Annotated in this window: 14 protein-coding genes and 1 tRNA gene; 11 read left to right on the top strand and 4 right to left on the bottom strand. The window is 57.2% G+C overall.

The annotated features are described in order from the left end of the window. Positions 1 to 90: 90 nt before the first annotated feature. The gene (gene dnaQ / locus LSG25_RS11485; RefSeq protein WP_232741067.1) at positions 91 to 807 is read left to right on the top strand and encodes a DNA polymerase III subunit epsilon; all 717 of its coding nucleotides are present in this window, start codon (positions 91 to 93) and stop codon (positions 805 to 807) included. A gap of 91 nt (positions 808 to 898) precedes the next feature. Continuing rightward, positions 899 to 973 (top strand) — tRNA-Val (locus LSG25_RS11480). A gap of 158 nt (positions 974 to 1,131) precedes the next feature. Here LSG25_RS11480 and LSG25_RS11475 read toward each other — a convergent pair. Then, on the bottom strand, positions 1,132 to 2,460 hold the full coding sequence (locus LSG25_RS11475) for an MFS transporter (protein ID WP_232741066.1): 1,329 nt from the start codon (positions 2,458 to 2,460) through the stop codon (positions 1,132 to 1,134). A 122-nt stretch (positions 2,461 to 2,582) separates the two neighbouring features. Between LSG25_RS11475 and cyoA the strand changes: the two genes are divergently transcribed. Genes cyoA through LSG25_RS11450 form a run of 5 tightly spaced genes read left to right on the top strand, consistent with a single transcriptional unit; the run spans position 2,583 to position 7,357 of the window. Further along, positions 2,583 to 3,533 carry a ubiquinol oxidase subunit II gene (gene cyoA / locus LSG25_RS11470; protein WP_232741065.1) on the top strand — a complete coding sequence of 317 codons (951 nt, stop codon included), beginning with the start codon at positions 2,583 to 2,585 and terminating at the stop codon, positions 3,531 to 3,533. A gap of 23 nt (positions 3,534 to 3,556) precedes the next feature. Next, the gene (gene cyoB / locus LSG25_RS11465) at positions 3,557 to 5,566 is read left to right on the top strand and encodes a cytochrome o ubiquinol oxidase subunit I (RefSeq protein WP_232741064.1); all 2,010 of its coding nucleotides are present in this window, start codon (positions 3,557 to 3,559) and stop codon (positions 5,564 to 5,566) included. Then, complete coding sequence (cyoC, locus tag LSG25_RS11460) at positions 5,563 to 6,189, top strand: cytochrome o ubiquinol oxidase subunit III (RefSeq protein ID WP_232741063.1); 627 nt, start codon at positions 5,563 to 5,565, stop codon at positions 6,187 to 6,189. The genes cyoB and cyoC overlap by 4 nt, the downstream gene beginning before the upstream one ends. After that, the gene (gene cyoD / locus LSG25_RS11455) at positions 6,186 to 6,599 is read left to right on the top strand and encodes a cytochrome o ubiquinol oxidase subunit IV (protein ID WP_232741062.1); all 414 of its coding nucleotides are present in this window, start codon (positions 6,186 to 6,188) and stop codon (positions 6,597 to 6,599) included. The genes cyoC and cyoD overlap by 4 nt, the downstream gene beginning before the upstream one ends. 56 nt (positions 6,600 to 6,655) lie before the next feature. Next, positions 6,656 to 7,357, top strand: coding sequence for an SURF1 family protein (locus LSG25_RS11450; protein WP_232741061.1), 702 nt, complete (start codon positions 6,656 to 6,658; stop codon positions 7,355 to 7,357). Positions 7,358 to 7,442: 85 nt separating this feature from the next. Here the strand turns inward: LSG25_RS11450 and LSG25_RS11445 are convergent, their stop codons facing one another. Then, positions 7,443 to 8,159: a cyclopropane-fatty-acyl-phospholipid synthase family protein gene (locus tag LSG25_RS11445; protein WP_232741060.1), complete on the bottom strand. Its 717-nt coding sequence runs from the start codon at positions 8,157 to 8,159 to the stop codon at positions 7,443 to 7,445. A 220-nt stretch (positions 8,160 to 8,379) separates the two neighbouring features. After that, positions 8,380 to 8,817, bottom strand: a complete 438-nt coding sequence (locus tag LSG25_RS11440; protein WP_232741059.1) for a hypothetical protein — start codon at positions 8,815 to 8,817, stop codon at positions 8,380 to 8,382. Positions 8,818 to 8,932: 115 nt separating this feature from the next. On the opposite strand from LSG25_RS11440, the gene yedA reads away from it, so the two are divergent. The 4 genes from yedA to LSG25_RS11420 all read left to right on the top strand — a co-directional run bounded on the left by yedA (position 8,933) and on the right by LSG25_RS11420 (position 13,053). Then, positions 8,933 to 9,826, top strand: a complete 894-nt coding sequence (gene yedA / locus LSG25_RS11435; RefSeq protein WP_232741058.1) for a drug/metabolite exporter YedA — start codon at positions 8,933 to 8,935, stop codon at positions 9,824 to 9,826. Positions 9,827 to 9,932: 106 nt separating this feature from the next. After that, complete coding sequence (locus tag LSG25_RS11430) at positions 9,933 to 10,937, top strand: NADP-dependent oxidoreductase (protein ID WP_232741057.1); 1,005 nt, start codon at positions 9,933 to 9,935, stop codon at positions 10,935 to 10,937. Positions 10,938 to 11,062: 125 nt separating this feature from the next. Then, positions 11,063 to 12,040, top strand: a complete 978-nt coding sequence (locus LSG25_RS11425; protein ID WP_232741056.1) for a tripartite tricarboxylate transporter substrate binding protein — start codon at positions 11,063 to 11,065, stop codon at positions 12,038 to 12,040. Positions 12,041 to 12,081: 41 nt separating this feature from the next. Further along, positions 12,082 to 13,053: a LysR family transcriptional regulator gene (locus LSG25_RS11420; protein WP_232741055.1), complete on the top strand. Its 972-nt coding sequence runs from the start codon at positions 12,082 to 12,084 to the stop codon at positions 13,051 to 13,053. A 24-nt stretch (positions 13,054 to 13,077) separates the two neighbouring features. On the opposite strand, the gene LSG25_RS11415 is transcribed toward LSG25_RS11420, so the two are convergent. Next, positions 13,078 to 14,730: an FAD-dependent oxidoreductase gene (locus tag LSG25_RS11415; protein ID WP_232741054.1), complete on the bottom strand. Its 1,653-nt coding sequence runs from the start codon at positions 14,728 to 14,730 to the stop codon at positions 13,078 to 13,080. Positions 14,731 to 14,839 lie beyond the last annotated feature (109 nt).

Here is a 14,839-nt window from a genome sequence, read left to right as displayed (position 1 = left end):
CGCAGGCATTGCAAAATGCTTGCCCGCCTCGGAGGATGCGTCGCCAGTTCCGTCATAAACAAATAGTTGCCATAGCGAAGGGTCGTGGGTATGCAAAACGCCGATAACAGAATCATAGTTCTGGATACCGAAACCACTGGCCTGGAGCCTTCGCAGGGGCACCGCGTCATTGAAGTCGCCTGTGTGGAAATGGTCAACCGCAGCCTGACCGGCAATCACTTGCACCTGTACATCAATCCGGATCGCGACAGCGACCCCGAGGCCTTGCGCATTCACGGACTGACGACCGAATTCCTGTCGGGGCACCCGCGCTTCGAAGAGGTGGCCGGGCAAATCATGGATTATGTTGCGGGTGCCGAGGTCGTCATTCATAACGCCGCTTTCGACAAGAAATTCCTCAATGCCGAGCTGGCCCGCGCGGGGCATCCCGCTTTCGAAACCCTGTGCGACAAAATCACCGATTCGCTCTTGTATGCGCGCGAGCTTCACCCCGGCAAGCGCAATTCGCTGGATGCCCTGTGTGACCGCTACGGCATCTCCAATGCTCACCGAACCCTGCATGGCGCCTTGCTCGATTCCGAATTGTTGGCGGAAGTCTGGCTGGCCATGACGCGTGGCCAGGATGCCCTGCTGATGAATTTCGAAGAGGAAGATTCCCGCAATGAGGCGGGCGTGCGAATCGAAAAATTCGATACTTCCGGGTTGAAGGTCCTGGCCGCCTCCGTCGCTGAAATGACCGAACACAATGCCTACCTGGATGCCCTGGACAAGGCCTCCGGCGGGTCCTGTGTGTGGCGCCGGGAATAGCGGCCAAGCAATTTTTGGAGCAAAGAGGCCAAGGCCGGCTTCAGTATCGTGTACAATAGCGGCCTTCCAGCGATCGTTCGCAACGATCCTTGGGCGGTTAGCTCAGTGGTAGAGCACTGCCTTCACACGGCAGGGGTCACTGGTTCGAACCCAGTACCGCCCACCAGAATTTCCCTTTTAAAATCAATGAATTTGTGTGTCACTAAGCATAAAGTGGCCGCGTGGCCGGCTTATGCTTTTCATGTTTGGCCACCTTATGTTTTATTGAGGTTTGGCGCGCCTGGATAGCGGCTTTCCCCTGTAAACGTGCTGATTTTGCGAACCTCAGTTGTTGGGCAAGCCGCCCAGCTTGCGGCTGATCCACAGTGCGGCCAAGGTGCAGGCCGCTCCCGAAAGAAGGTACAGGCCTACATACCCCACCCCCAGGTAGGCGACCAGCGCAAGGGCGACCAATGGGGCGAAGCCCGCCCCCAGCAGTGAGCTGAGGTCTGCGGAGAAGTGTGCGCCCGTATAGCGGAATTCGGGACGGAAGCTGGCTGTTACCGCGCCGGAAGATTGGGCATGAGAGAAGCCAAGCAGGGCGAATCCAATAATGATGAAAAGATAGCTTTCGATGTCGTTCCCGGACAGCAGGACTGCCGTCCATCCACTGTAGACGGCAATAAGAATGGCAAACAAGCCCAGCGTAAGGCGCCGCCCCAGGCGGTCGGCGATCCGGCCGGACAGCAACATGCAGGGGATGGCCACGAGAGCGCCGATGATCTGGACCACGAGGAAATGGGTTGGGGATTGCCGGGTGTACAACAGGGCCCACGAAAGCGTGAATAGGGTTACCAGGTTGAGAAGGGCGTAGCTGGCCAGCGGCGCAAACGCGCCCAACGCCACGTATCGTCCCTGCGAGCGAAGCAAGCCTCCCACCAATGCGGGCGCAAGGTCGCGTTGCTTGAACTCCATGGTGTATTCGGGGCTGACCACCAGGCGCAGGCGGGCGAACAAGGCCACCACGTTGACGGCGAAAGCCGTAAAGAACGGATATCGCCATCCCCAGGCATAGAACTCCTCGTGCGAGAGGCTCGACCACAGGTAGGCAAAAAGGCCGGCCGCAACAATGAAACCGATGGGTGCGCCCAGTTGGGGAATCGATGCATACCAGCCACGTCTGCCCCGGGGAGCCTTGATGGCCAGCAGGGACGCCAGCCCGTCCCAGCTACCGCCCATGGCAAAGCCCTGGCCCACGCGCAGGATGCACAGCGCCGCAATGGAGGCATAGCCGAGAGACTCGTAGCCCGGCAGGAACGCAACGCCAACCGTGGCCGAACCCAACAGGAACAAGGCGATGGTCAATGTCGTGGTGCGGCCGAAGCGTCGTTGTACAGGCAGGAAAAACAGCGAGCCCAGCGGCTGTGCGATAAAGCCCAAGGCGAATATCGCAAAGGAGTAGAACATGCCATCTGCCGGGCTGGCGAAGGGAAAAAAGACCCTCGGGAATACCAGGGCGCAGGCGATGCCGAACACGAATACATCGAAGGAGCTGGCCGTACGCCCGACCACCACGCCGACGGAGATGTCGCTGGGCGTGATTTGCCGCGCGTGAGAATGCATGGGCTGCGCAAAGCCGGATGCTTTGGCGGGCTGAGCGGGATTGGTAGACATAGCGCTTCCGATGAACAAACTGCCGAGTAAACTCGCCAAATCGAAATAGTAGTCGCGAGGTTGCTTCGAGGGGTATTATAAAATAATAAGGGATTTCTCTTTTCGTCGCAGGTTTTCTTCTCATGCTGGTGAAACATTTCTGTCGCTTGCTGCTGCTTCCCGTCGTACTGATGCTGGGGGGGTGCAAGCTAGTGCTGCTCAATCCCGACGGCTACGTGGCACGGCAGCAAAGCGACATCATGATCAGCACCACGATCATCATCGCGTTGATCGTCGTCCCCGTGCTCATTGCCATTGCCGTCATCGCCTGGCGCTACCGCGCCTCGAACACACAGGCGAAGTACGACGACAAGTGGGACCATTCCCACCAGCTCGAGCTGCTGGTGTGGGGGGTGCCCCTGCTGATCATCATCGCGGTGGGCGCGGTCAGCTGGACCGGAACCCATCAGCTCGATCCATATCGTCCGCTGGACAAAATAGCCGAACACAAACCCGTGCCCGCCAACACCAAGCCACTGGAGGTGGAAGTAGTGTCGCTGCGCTGGAAGTGGCTGTTTTTCTACCCCGGCTACGGTATTGCCACGGTAAACGAGCTGGTGGCGCCGGTCGACGTGCCGATCCACTTCAAGCTAACCTCCGACACCATGATGGATTCCTTCTTTATCCCTGCCCTGGTGGGTCAGGTCTATACCATGCCCGGCATGCAGACGGTGCTTCATGGCGTGATCAACAAGCCGGGTGAATACAAGGGTTTTTCCGCCAACTATAGCGGTGCCGGCTTTACCGACATGCGCTTCCTCTTCCACGGCATGAGCCAGAAGGACTTCAACAGCTGGGTAGAAAAGGTTGGCGCCAGCGGCCAGGCTCTGGATCGCACCGCCTACGACAAGCTCAGGCAGCCGAGCCGTGCCGAGCCGATACACTATTACGCCCATTTCAGCCCCGATTTATATGAACGCATCCTCAACCGTTGCGTCGATCCCGGTCAGATGTGCATGAGCCCCATAATGACAGACACCATGCACAGTCGCGGCATGGAATCGGCCCCCGCGCATGGCGCGGCGATGCACTGATCGGCCTTCCTTGGATGCACACTATGCCTGACCGCTCCGAATTCCTGAATTTCCTTCTCGGGCGCCTGACGCTCGACTCCCTTCCTCTGGACAACATGATCGTCGTGGGCACCTTCATCGTGGTGGCCGTGATCGGCGTATGCCTTCTGGGCTTCATCACGTGGAAACGCTATTGGGGCTATTTGTGGCACGAGTGGTTCACCAGCGTCGACCACAAGAAACTGGGCATCATGTACATCATCCTGGCCACGGTAATGCTGCTGCGCGGCTTTTCCGACGCCATCATGATGCGCTCGCAGCAAGCCATTGCCTTCGGCAGCGACATGGGGTATTTGCCTCCGCATCACTACGACCAGATCTTCTCGGCCCACGGCTCGATCATGATCTTTTTCGTGGCCATGCCCTACATCGCGGGCCTGATGAACTACGTGATGCCGCTGCAGATCGGGTCGCGCGACGTTGCCTTCCCTTTTCTCAACAACCTGAGCTTCTGGCTGACCTGTTCCGGTGTCGTGCTGTTCATGGCATCGCTGTTCATCGGCGATTTCTCGACCGCCGGCTGGCTGGGTTATCCGCCCGTATCCGAGCTCCAGCAAAGCCCGGGGACAGGGGTGGACTACTACATCTGGGGCTTGCAGCTATCGGGCGTGGGAACGCTTCTGACCGGCATCAATTTCGTCGTCACCATCATCAAGATGCGGGCGCCGGGCATGAGCATGATGAAGATGCCTATGTTCAGCTGGACCACGCTGTGCACCAGCGGCCTGATCGTAGTGACATTCCCGATCCTCACCGCCACGCTGTTCCTGCTGTCGCTGGACCGCTACCTTGGCATGCATTTCTTCACCAATGGCTTTGGCGGCAATGTGATGCTGTACATCAACCTGATCTGGGTATGGGGCCACCCGGAGGTGTACATCCTGATCCTGCCTATTTTCGGCGTGTACTCGGAGATCGTGGCGACATTCTCGCGCAAGCCGCTATTCGGTTATTCCTCGATGGTCTATGCCACCGCGGCGATCATGATCCTGTCCTACCTCGTGTGGCTGCACCACTTCTTCACGATGGGCTCGGGCGCCGACGTCAACTCGTTCTTTTCATTGACGACCATGATCATCTCCATCCCCACCGGGGCGAAGATTTTCAACTGGCTGTTCACCATGTATCGCGGCCGCGTGCACTACACGGTGCCGATGTTATGGACGATGGGCTTCTTGTTCACCTTCACCATTGGCGGCATGACCGGGGTGATGCTGTCGGTGGCGCCGGCCGACTTCCTGCTGCACAACAGCCTGTTCCTGATCGCGCATTTCCATAACGTCATCATCGGCGGCGTGGTGTTCGGCGTGTTCGCAGCCATCAACTACTGGTTTCCCAAGGCCTTTGGCTTCCAGCTGGACGAGTTCTGGGGCAAGCTCTCGTTCTGGTTCTGGCAAGTTGGCTTCTGGGTGGCCTTCGGCCCGCTCTATGTGCTGGGCCTGATGGGGGTGACCCGCCGCCTGAGCCACTTCGACGACCCGAGCCTGCAGGTCTGGTTCATCGTTGCCGCCTTCGGCGCGTTCCTGATCCTGCTTGGCATTCTCGCGTTCATCATGCAGATCTACATCAGTGTCCGCCGCCGCGACGCGTATGCCGTGGGCCACGATCCCTGGGAGGCCCGTACACTGGAATGGTCCACGTCTTCGCCGCCGCCCGCCTACAACTTCGCCTTTATTCCGCAGGTGCACGAGCGTGATGCCTGGTCCGACATGAAGGAGCAGGGAGTCCGCCGCCCGCTGGAGGGGTTCAACGACATTCACATGCCCAAGAACACCGGCACCGGCGTCATCCTTGGCGTGCTGGCGACCCTGTTCGGATTCGCCATGGTCTGGTATATCTGGTGGCTGGCGATTGTTTCGTTCCTGGGAATCATCGTCGTGTCCATCGGCCACACCTTCAATTACCACCGCGACTATCACATTGCCGCCGATGATGTAAACCAGTTTGAACATTCCGGCAACTGGACGCCCGATCCGGAAGGGGTTGCCGCATGAGTACCAATGCCATCGCCGCCGGTCGTCACGCGGCGCCAACATTCTATTGCCGCCAAGAGCCGCCGTTGCATAACGGAACCCTGCTCGGGTTCTGGATCTACCTGATGAGCGACTGCTTCATCTTCGCGTCCCTGTTCGTTGCCAATGCGGTACTGGGCAGCCACTATGCCGGCGGCCCGACGGGCAGCCAGGTATTCGATCTGACCGGACTGGCCTGGAACACCGCTTTGCTGCTCGTTTCCTCGGTGACGTTCGGTTTTGCGATGCTGCAGATGGGGCGGGGCAACAAAAGCGCCATGCTCGGCTGGCTGGCCGTCGCCGGCATATTGGCGGCCGCCTTCGTGGGCCTGGAAATCCACGAATTCATCGACATGATCGGCCAGGGCGCGGGGCCGGGCCGCAGCGCGTTCCTGTCTTCGTTCTTCGCCCTGGTCGGCACGCACGGGCTGCATGTGACCTTCGGCACGCTGTGGCTGATCGTGCTGATGGTGCAGTTGAATCGCTACGGCATCACTCAGGAAAATATCCGGCGCCTGCGCTGCCTGAGCATGTTCTGGCATTTCCTGGATCTGGTATGGGTTGGTGTTTTCAGCTATGTCTATCTGATAGGAGTATTGCGATGAATCACCCCTCTCCATCCGGCGCTGCGGCATCATCCGGCCACGACGAGGGCGTCATGCAAGCGCACGAAGGCTCCCTGCGCAGCTACCTGACTGGTTTCGCGCTGGCGGCCATCCTGACCATCATCCCGTTCTGGCTGGTCATGGGGCATGTCATCGAAAATCGTTTCGCCACCATCGTCATCGTGCTGGTCCTGGCCGTCGTGCAAATCTTTGTGCACATTATCTATTTCCTGCACCTGGATACGCGCTCGGAAGGCGGCTGGAACATGCTGGCCTTCATCTTCTCCGCCGTATTGGTCGTCATCGTGCTCGGAGCCTCCATTTGGGTCCTGTACAACGAAAACATGAACATGATGCCTGGAATGATGCCGGGGACATCGCAACATCAGCACTCCATGCCAGAATCGTGACAGCCACTTCCGGCAAGGCCGCGAGGGCTCGCCGAAGTAGCGGTTTCATTTTCTGGATGGTGCTGACGGCCTGCGCATTTGCCGGATTCATCCTGTTGGGAAACTGGCAATTGCACCGCCTGGACTGGAAGCTAAGGCTGATTCACGATGTGAGCACGCGCATCCACGCGCCGCCGGTAGCCGCTCCCGGGCCGGCGGCATGGCAGCGCATCGAAAGCGGTCACCTGCAATACCTGCATGTGCGGCTCAGCGGCCATTTCCTCGCCGGCAAGCAGACGCTGGTGCATGGCACCAGTCCAAAAGGCTATGGCTACTGGGTGATGGTGCCGTTCGAGACCGATCGTGGCTTCATCGTGCTCATCAACCGGGGCTACATTCCGCCTGGCCTTGCTGAAACTCCCGGCTATGCAAAAGCGAACGCCCCTGACGGTGAAGCCGTCGTGACCGGGTTATTGCGTTTCACCGAGCCACACGGCGGCTTTATGCGTCGCAACCGTCCTGACGCTAATCAGTGGTATTCGCGCGACGTGGCCGCCATTTCGAAGGCGGACAATCTGCCGACTGAACAGGTCGCACCGTATTTTGTCGATGCCGATGCAAACCCGGAGGGCTGGCCTGTCGGCGGTCTTACGAAAACCCACTTTCGCAATACTCATTTGGGATACGCCGTCACATGGTACCTGATGGCGCTGGCCTCGCTGCTGGGGGCCGGCATCATGATTCGCCACGAATGGCGGATACGGCATCCATTGCGCTGATTTTTGTACCTATGGCGATTTCGTAAATTGTCATCCGAGCCGGTTTTTGCTGGGTCATTACATGTGCGACGGATAATCGACGTTCTTAATGCTTTTTGAACGAAATCCAGGCTCCCCAAAACAGACTGGAAAAGAATCGTTGCGGCTTTTCGAATCCGGCATTAGCCAGCAGCTTTATTACCGCTTCTTCTGAATGGGGTGGGTCCGCTCCCTGCAGAATCTTGCCCAGCTTCGCTTTGACCTCGTCCGGGGTTGCGCCCTGCATGCGCCAGCGCTCGCCCCAGGCTGCTAGCAAAAGCGGTTGGCTGGCATAGGCATAATGATTGCCAGCCAAAATCAGCGGCGCGCCTGGTTTAAGACGAGAACCAATGGCTTGAAGGATGTCTTGCTTTGCTTTGTCACCGGGTAAATGGTGCAGCACACCGATCAATGTAGCGGCATCAAATATCGGTTCTTGCGGCAAATCGTCAACCTGACCCAGTTTCACACTAGTGCGTTCCGCCATCCCGGCTTCAGCGATGCGGGCCGTTGCAATATCGAGCATGGGCTGGGAAGGGTCAACAGCGGTAAAACGCCAGCCTGGCTCGAGGTGCCCGGCCTTGGTGATTTCCTGTGCCGGGCCACCTGCGCCTACTACAAGCACATGCGAGGTGCTTCCTGTACCCAGCGATGCGGCTAGCATGCACGCAGCCAGTTCGTGACAGGCGTCGTAGCCGGCGAGCGCAATGCGGCTCTGCTGCTCATATTCACCAGCGCGAGACGGGTCAAATTTAGTGGTGCTATCTGCTAACGATGTAGACATATATTGCATTCCTTTATCAATACAGCGCCGTACAAAAAACCTCTTCATGAGCCATAGGCTAGCGGTGTCTCTGTGCTATTACAATATGATTATTTATCCTGGTATAAAAATAGCCAGCATCAATCTGTGAAGCTGTATCGCCGCGTTGCTGCCCTGGTAGACCTCATGATTTTCGTTAGTGTTGTTAGTGAGAGGCTACCTTGCCCCGACGAAATGACGCCTATTGCTTCGGTTGGCTGCATGATGCCGGTAAAGAGTGCCGCTGTAGCGTACGTTTCCGCGACTTTGGTTCGACTCCCACTCGCGGGTCGCGGGCCAGTACCAGAGTCGTAATTTCTTCCGCGATATCTTCAAATGCCTGATCGTCTTGCGCTACATAGAGCCATTTTCCCAGCACGGCATGCGGGCGCAAGGCGGGCATTTCTTCGGTAAGTGCGGCGTGGTGTTCTTGCGAGGTACAAACCAGCAAGCCATTCCAGGGCTCGTCGCGATCAGCGACAACCAGGCACAGCATGCCGTCGATATAAGCAGCCTCGCAGCCGAACATCTTTGCCTGGATGTAGTTTGATTCGCGCTCGAATTTGTCGAAGATCCAGATGAGCGAGTTGCTGCGACGGGCGCCCTTGGCAACCTGGAAGATGGATTCTGTCTTGGGCATGGATTTAGCCTTGGGGGATTAAGTGTTTTTTTGTGGCCTGTGCCGTTAAATCTGTATGCGCTTTAGATGATTAGGTTTGTAATATAGCGTTTTACTTCCATTTCCCTGGGAAAAAATGCCTGTCGCTTTGTCTTCCACCGCGCGTGCGCCCTTGAGTCCCCTGGTCCTGCTCTGCCTGGCGGCGACATGGGTGGTCTGGGGTTCGACCTATCTGGCCATTAAATTGGCCTTGCCCGAGTTTCCCCCTTTTTACATGATGGGCAGCCGATTCATCGTGGCTGGCCTGTTGCTGTTTACCTGGATATTGATACGCCGCCAGCCCATGCCGACCCCGCGTCAATGGCTAAATGCTCTGGTTGTCGGCACGCTTATGCTGGCTGCGGGCATGGGCGGGGTGGCCCATGCCGAGCAGACCATCGGTTCGGGTTTGGTGGTGGCGTTCATTGCCGTGGTGCCTTTGATGATGGCCACCCTGAATTTGTTGTGGGGAGTACGTCCAGGCCGGCTTGAATGGGCCGGTATCGCATTCGGCCTGATCGGGGTTGCGATGTTGACTCAGGGGGCCGACTTCAGGGCGTCGCCCGAAGGGCTTGCCGCTATCATTATTGCAACGCTGAGCTGGTCGCTGGGCAGCGTGCTGAGTCAACGCAGCCTACGGCTGGCTCCGGCCGCGTCGGGGTTTGCCAGCGAAATGCTTTGCGGCGGCGTCGTTTTACTGCTGCTGTCATGGTCGCAGGGCGAGGCTATCGCCTTGCCAACGATGTCGCTGGCTACCGCCGCCTGGGTTTACCTGGTGACATTCGGTTCGCTTATTGCATTCAATGCTTATATGGTGCTGCTGTCAAGTACTTCCACGGCACTGGCGTCCAGCTATACGTTTGTCAACCCGGTTATCGCCATGCTGCTGGGCGTGTACGTGGCCCATGAATATATCAGCCGCTACGAGTGGCTGGCCGCCGCCATGGTACTGCTGGGTGTCGTTCTGATGTTGGCTCAGAAGCGCCGCTAGCTGTCGCAGCGTCGCATTCGGGCGCATGCCATTGCCGGAGTTTGTCCCGTTCCCGGATACCTTCGGCCAAGCGTAAGATCACTTAACCATTAATAGCGAGAACAGTATGACGACACTAACCAATGAGGCTATCTACGTGGCATCGCGGCCGGCAGGCATCCCAACTGCTGAGAATTTCCGAAAGGATGTGCAGCCGGTACCCGCGGTAAAGCAAGGCCAGATGCTCGTGCGCAACGAGTGGTTGTCGGTTGAACCCGCCATGCGTGGATGGCTGGCCGATGCAAACAATTATTCCAGCGTTGCGGTTGGCGAAGTGATGCGGTCTTTGTGCGTCGGTGTCGTAGTCGAATCGAATGTGGACGGATTTAGCGCCGGCGAGCGTCTGATGGGCTGGTTCGGATGGCAACACTATGCAGTGGTGAAGCCGGCCGCTGTCGTACAGAAAGTCACGGCCAGCGATATTCCGCCCTCCTTATATTTGGGCGTGCTGGGCTTGAACGGCATTACCGCCGCCACGGCACTGGACAAGATAGGCGGCCCCAAGCCTGGCGAGACCGTTGTCGTATCCACCGCAGCCGGGGGCGTGGGTTCCTGTGTAGGCCAACTTGCGAAGTCCCTGGGTTGCCGTACCGTTGGGCTGACCAGCACGCCCGAGAAGGTCAAGGCCTGCCATGAGCAGTTTGCCTACGACCACGTCATCAATTACAAGACTGAGGATATAGGCGCTGCCTTGCAAAACGCCTGCCCCGATGGCGTCGATGTGTACTTTGACAATACCGCCGGACAGATTTCAGATTCGGTCATGCGGCATCTGGCTATCGGGGCACGGGTCATCGTATGCGGCACTGCTTCAATCGCCAAGTGGGATCCACCCCCCATGGGGCCGCGCGTAGAACGCATTCTCTTGACGCGCCGCGCCCGTATGCAAGGCTTCATTCTTTTCGACCATATGGATACCTATGGCTCTTATGTCAGCCAGCTGGAGTCCCTGATCAGGGCGAACAAGCTGACATACCGCGAACACGTCACCGATGGCCTGGACACCGCAATGGGTGCAATCGAGGAATTGTACCGGGGCGAGAATCTTGGCAAGCGGCTGATTCGCTTATAGATTTAGCCTTGATTTCACCGACTAAGGGTTATCGATAGGTGCATTTTGTCCGGTAGGCGGATTTAATTATCAAATTAACACGTTAACGAGTTACAATGATTCATCGCCTAAAGGAGACAAATACCATGAAAATATTCAAGCGCTGTGCGGCCTCTTGCGCACTGCTGGTCGGCGTGCTTGCCACGGGGGTAGCGGCGGCCGCTTACCCGGACAAGCCCGTTAATGTCGTGGTGGGTTTTGCGCCAGGCGGCACCAATGACATACTTGCGCGACTGCTGGCGTCCGAGCTGGAAAAACGCTTGGGTAAGCCTTTTATCGTGGAAAACAAGCCGGGGGCTAATTCCATGATTTCCGCAAATTATGTCAAGCATGCCAAGCCGGACGGCTACACCTTGCTGGTCATTTCCAGCGGAGGCCTGACTGTCAATCCGGCCGTATACGCCCCTAATCGCATTACCTATGATCCGGTAAAGGATTTTGAGCCTATCGCACTATTGGCGAGATTTCCTTTGGTCGTGACTACAGGGCCAAAGTTGAAAGACGTGAAGAACATAGCGGAATTGATCAAGCTGGCCAAGCAGCGCAAGGTACCCTTGACGCATGGCGTGGCAACTTCCAGTTTTCAGCTTGCGGCTGAAGTCCTGGCGACCGCCGCGGGCATCAGTTTCAATCAGATTCCCTATAAAGGCTCAGGCCCCGTGGTCGCTGATTTGATGGGCGGGCAAATAGATTTGGCGATTTTGGACAGTGCCGCTGTCATGTCGTCGGTGAGGGCAGGCCGTTTGCATGCCTTGGCCGTGACCAGCGCCAAACGTTCCGAAGCGCTGCCTGATATTCCGACTGTGGCGGAATCAGGCCTTCCTGGTTTCGAAGTGTCGCTTTGGAGCGGCATGGTCGCTCCGGCAGGCACGCCCAAAGAGGTTGTGCAGACCCTGGACAAGGCTTTGGCCGAAATTCTTCAGCGTCCGGAAATAAAGAAAAGATATGCCCAACTTGGAATGGATGTCGGGGAGGCGAACAGCCAGTTGCTGGCCGATTCAATCAAAACAGATATAAAACGCTGGACTGCCGCGGCAAAAAAAGCGGGTATGCACTATGAATAATGCGCCCGGGCTTTAACGTTGCCGAGCAGACAGCCACGGCTATGAATAAACGATCAGGCAGCGGAGGCCTGTCGATTGAATTGCAGGTGCCTGATCAAAGCCTTTCGCGGCACCTGGCGATGCCTACTTTGCGCCAGTTACAGATATTTTCGTATGTGTATCGCCTGGGCAGCCTGACCCAGGCCGCCCAGGCGATGTGTCTGACGCAGTCCGCGGCGAGCGTGGCCTTGCAACAGATGGAAGAAACTCTGGGCGTTCGGCTGTTCGACCGTACGGGGCGCACGTTGCGCCCAACGACGCCGGCCCGCGAAGTTTTCGACATGACACAGCGCGTTCTGAGTGGCATGGAGTCCTTGGTCGATAATGCGCGAGGTTTGGCCGGCCGGCATCATGGCTCAGTTCGCTTCTCGGTGGCTACATCCATTGCCGCCACAATTGCTCCCCTTGTCATCAGGCGCTTTCAAAACCGCTATCCCGGCATTCAGTTGATCATGCACGATGTGGGGCCCGATCAACTGATCCCGCCGGTATTGGACCAGCGCGTTGAATTCGGCATTGGCACTCCCGATGCGGACACCCGCGCAATCAAACTGACGCCTTTGCTGCGTGATCGCCTGGCCGCGATCGTTCTTGGCGGCACGCCGTTGGCATTGCGCACACGATTGACATGGCGCGATCTGGATCAAGTCCCGGTTATCACGGTGCGGCCTTCCAACGGCATCCGGTCGCTTATTGATAATGCCATGGCGAAAGCCGGAATCAACTTTGAGCCGGCCTGGGAAGTTTCCTACTTATCAACGGCTTTGGCGCTGACGGCTCAGGGCATAGGGGTGTCGGTGTTGCCAGGGTACCTGGTTGCCGCCTCGCAATATCCGGATTTGGTTACTCGGGTACTGAATGAGCCCGAAGTAGAGCGGAATCTGTATTTGATCTCACGGCGGGAACACACACTGTCGCCCGCGGCGACAGCATTGGTTGAGATGTTTGCCGAGGTGTTGCGCATGCCGGTTTGACCGGTTTTGTTTGCAACCGTTTTGCTATGCAGTCGCACCGCGGAGCACATTCATCAAATTTGAGATGTCCGCGGGCAAAGCGTCGCCGCGCCAGGCGATGTGCTGGTCGGGTCGCAGCAGCAGCATTTTATGGCGATAGGCGGCAGGGATAGAGTCGTTCCCGCTTGCGTCCAGCAGCGTTAGGGGCATGTGGTGAAATTGTGTGGCCTGAACCAGTGGCGCCACCTCGCACGAAGCGTCGAATCGCAGCAGCGTATAGCCTTTTCCCAGCCTGTCGTACAACGGCGTGTCCTTGTCCAGATCGAAGTAGGGCGCTCGACAACCAGGGACTGTTGAAGCGGTAAAGCCGCCCATGGAATAGGCCGGCGCAGTTTCGTCGTCGTAGACAATCAATGGTGATTTGTCATAAAAATACCCAAAATTCAATCCGGCGCAACAATATTGCTGGACATTCAATTCATAAGCTTGTTGCCCTAGCCGGACTCGCAACTGTTCGCCTTCGATGCCTGGTTTTTCGATATCCGCCGGCACGCCTTTTCGTTGCTGAGCCATGGCATGCGCATGGTTCATGGCAAAGTGCGACACTTGTTCAGTGATAGGCAGGCGTTCCGCTTCGTAGGCAGCAAGAATTCCAGGAGCGCCCCATTTTTGCAGTCGGGCAGACAATAGCCAGGCCAGATTCGAAGCGTCCGCGATACCCGCATTCATTCCGTACCCTGCATAGGGTACCCATAGATGAGCCGCGTCGCCGCAAATGAATACGCGGTGGTCCCGGAAGTAATCGGCAACCAGCCTGCGGCCATACCAATCCTCTTTACTGATTATTTCGTAGTCGAAATCAGCACCGACACCCAGGATCGCCCTGATGCTTTGGTCTCTGTCAACGGATTCGAAGCCGGGCTCGTCCTCGCGCAGGTAATTGTGAATCAGCCATAGCTCGCGGCCGTCAATGGCATATACATTTCCGCTGCGCCTTGGATTCAGTGAAAACGTAGCCCACGCTGGCGGATGCTGGAGTTGTTTCAACAGGTGTGGCGTACGAATATAGCTCGACTGTACGCGCTGCACGATGGCATCGCCATTGAGCTTGGCGCCGATTTTTTTTCGAACGATTGATTTTCCCCCGTCGCAACCGATCAAATAATCGCAATCTATTTGTAGCGTCGAGCCATCGTCAATGCCTGTAGCCAGCGCGTGTACGCCGTACTCATCCTGTGTGAAATCGCTCAGTGCCTTGCGATTCAAAATTTGGATTTCGGGCTGAGCCTCCGCATGCTTGAATAGAATGGGTTCCAGGTATATTTGATTGATTCTATGAGGTGGTTCGGCAGTCGGCCAACCCGTATCGGGCCCTTGTGTGGCCATGTAGCGGTCACGTCGGCAGGGGATCGGAATACGAGTGAGTTCCTGGCCTGTTGTCGTTGTGCGGTAAGCAATGTCGTGAGGATAGTTTTCAGGCAATCCCGCGTCACGCACTATTGCTGCGACCCCCAAGCGGCGAAAGATTTCCATGGATCGAGCCGACACATGGTTGCATTTAACGTTGGGCGGCTCGAGCCGCTCACGTGGCTCTATGATTAGAGCCGACACCCCCTGTGCCGCCAATTCCATCGCCAAGACCAGCCCGACAGGGCCTGCTCCCGCAATCAACACGCTTGTCTTAATGCTTTCAGTCATTTTTGCTCCCGACGAATTCTGTGGCCGCAACCCTACTATTGCTGATGTATGCCGCTATTGCAGCACGGTACGATCGATAAATAAATCGGATTTAATTTATCGATCTATC

It is taken from the genome of Paralcaligenes sp. KSB-10 (assembly GCF_021266465.1).
GTDB lineage: Bacteria > Pseudomonadota > Gammaproteobacteria > Burkholderiales > Burkholderiaceae_B.
Note: the sequence above shows the minus strand (reverse complement) of the source record. Positions and strands in the feature narration are given on the sequence as shown.

Coding starts and splice junctions, on each gene's coding strand:
- dnaQ (WP_232741067.1), top strand. CDS start 91: ATGCAAAACGCCGATAACAGAATCATAGTTCTGGATACCGAAACCACT.
- LSG25_RS11475 (WP_232741066.1), bottom strand. CDS start 2,460: ATGTCTACCAATCCCGCTCAGCCCGCCAAAGCATCCGGCTTTGCGCAG.
- cyoA (WP_232741065.1), top strand. CDS start 2,583: ATGCTGGTGAAACATTTCTGTCGCTTGCTGCTGCTTCCCGTCGTACTG.
- cyoB (WP_232741064.1), top strand. CDS start 3,557: ATGCCTGACCGCTCCGAATTCCTGAATTTCCTTCTCGGGCGCCTGACG.
- cyoC (WP_232741063.1), top strand. CDS start 5,563: ATGAGTACCAATGCCATCGCCGCCGGTCGTCACGCGGCGCCAACATTC.
- cyoD (WP_232741062.1), top strand. CDS start 6,186: ATGAATCACCCCTCTCCATCCGGCGCTGCGGCATCATCCGGCCACGAC.
- LSG25_RS11450 (WP_232741061.1), top strand. CDS start 6,656: ATGGTGCTGACGGCCTGCGCATTTGCCGGATTCATCCTGTTGGGAAAC.
- LSG25_RS11445 (WP_232741060.1), bottom strand. CDS start 8,159: ATGTCTACATCGTTAGCAGATAGCACCACTAAATTTGACCCGTCTCGC.
- LSG25_RS11440 (WP_232741059.1), bottom strand. CDS start 8,817: ATGCCCAAGACAGAATCCATCTTCCAGGTTGCCAAGGGCGCCCGTCGC.
- yedA (WP_232741058.1), top strand. CDS start 8,933: ATGCCTGTCGCTTTGTCTTCCACCGCGCGTGCGCCCTTGAGTCCCCTG.
- LSG25_RS11430 (WP_232741057.1), top strand. CDS start 9,933: ATGACGACACTAACCAATGAGGCTATCTACGTGGCATCGCGGCCGGCA.
- LSG25_RS11425 (WP_232741056.1), top strand. CDS start 11,063: ATGAAAATATTCAAGCGCTGTGCGGCCTCTTGCGCACTGCTGGTCGGC.
- LSG25_RS11420 (WP_232741055.1), top strand. CDS start 12,082: ATGAATAAACGATCAGGCAGCGGAGGCCTGTCGATTGAATTGCAGGTG.
- LSG25_RS11415 (WP_232741054.1), bottom strand. CDS start 14,730: ATGACTGAAAGCATTAAGACAAGCGTGTTGATTGCGGGAGCAGGCCCT.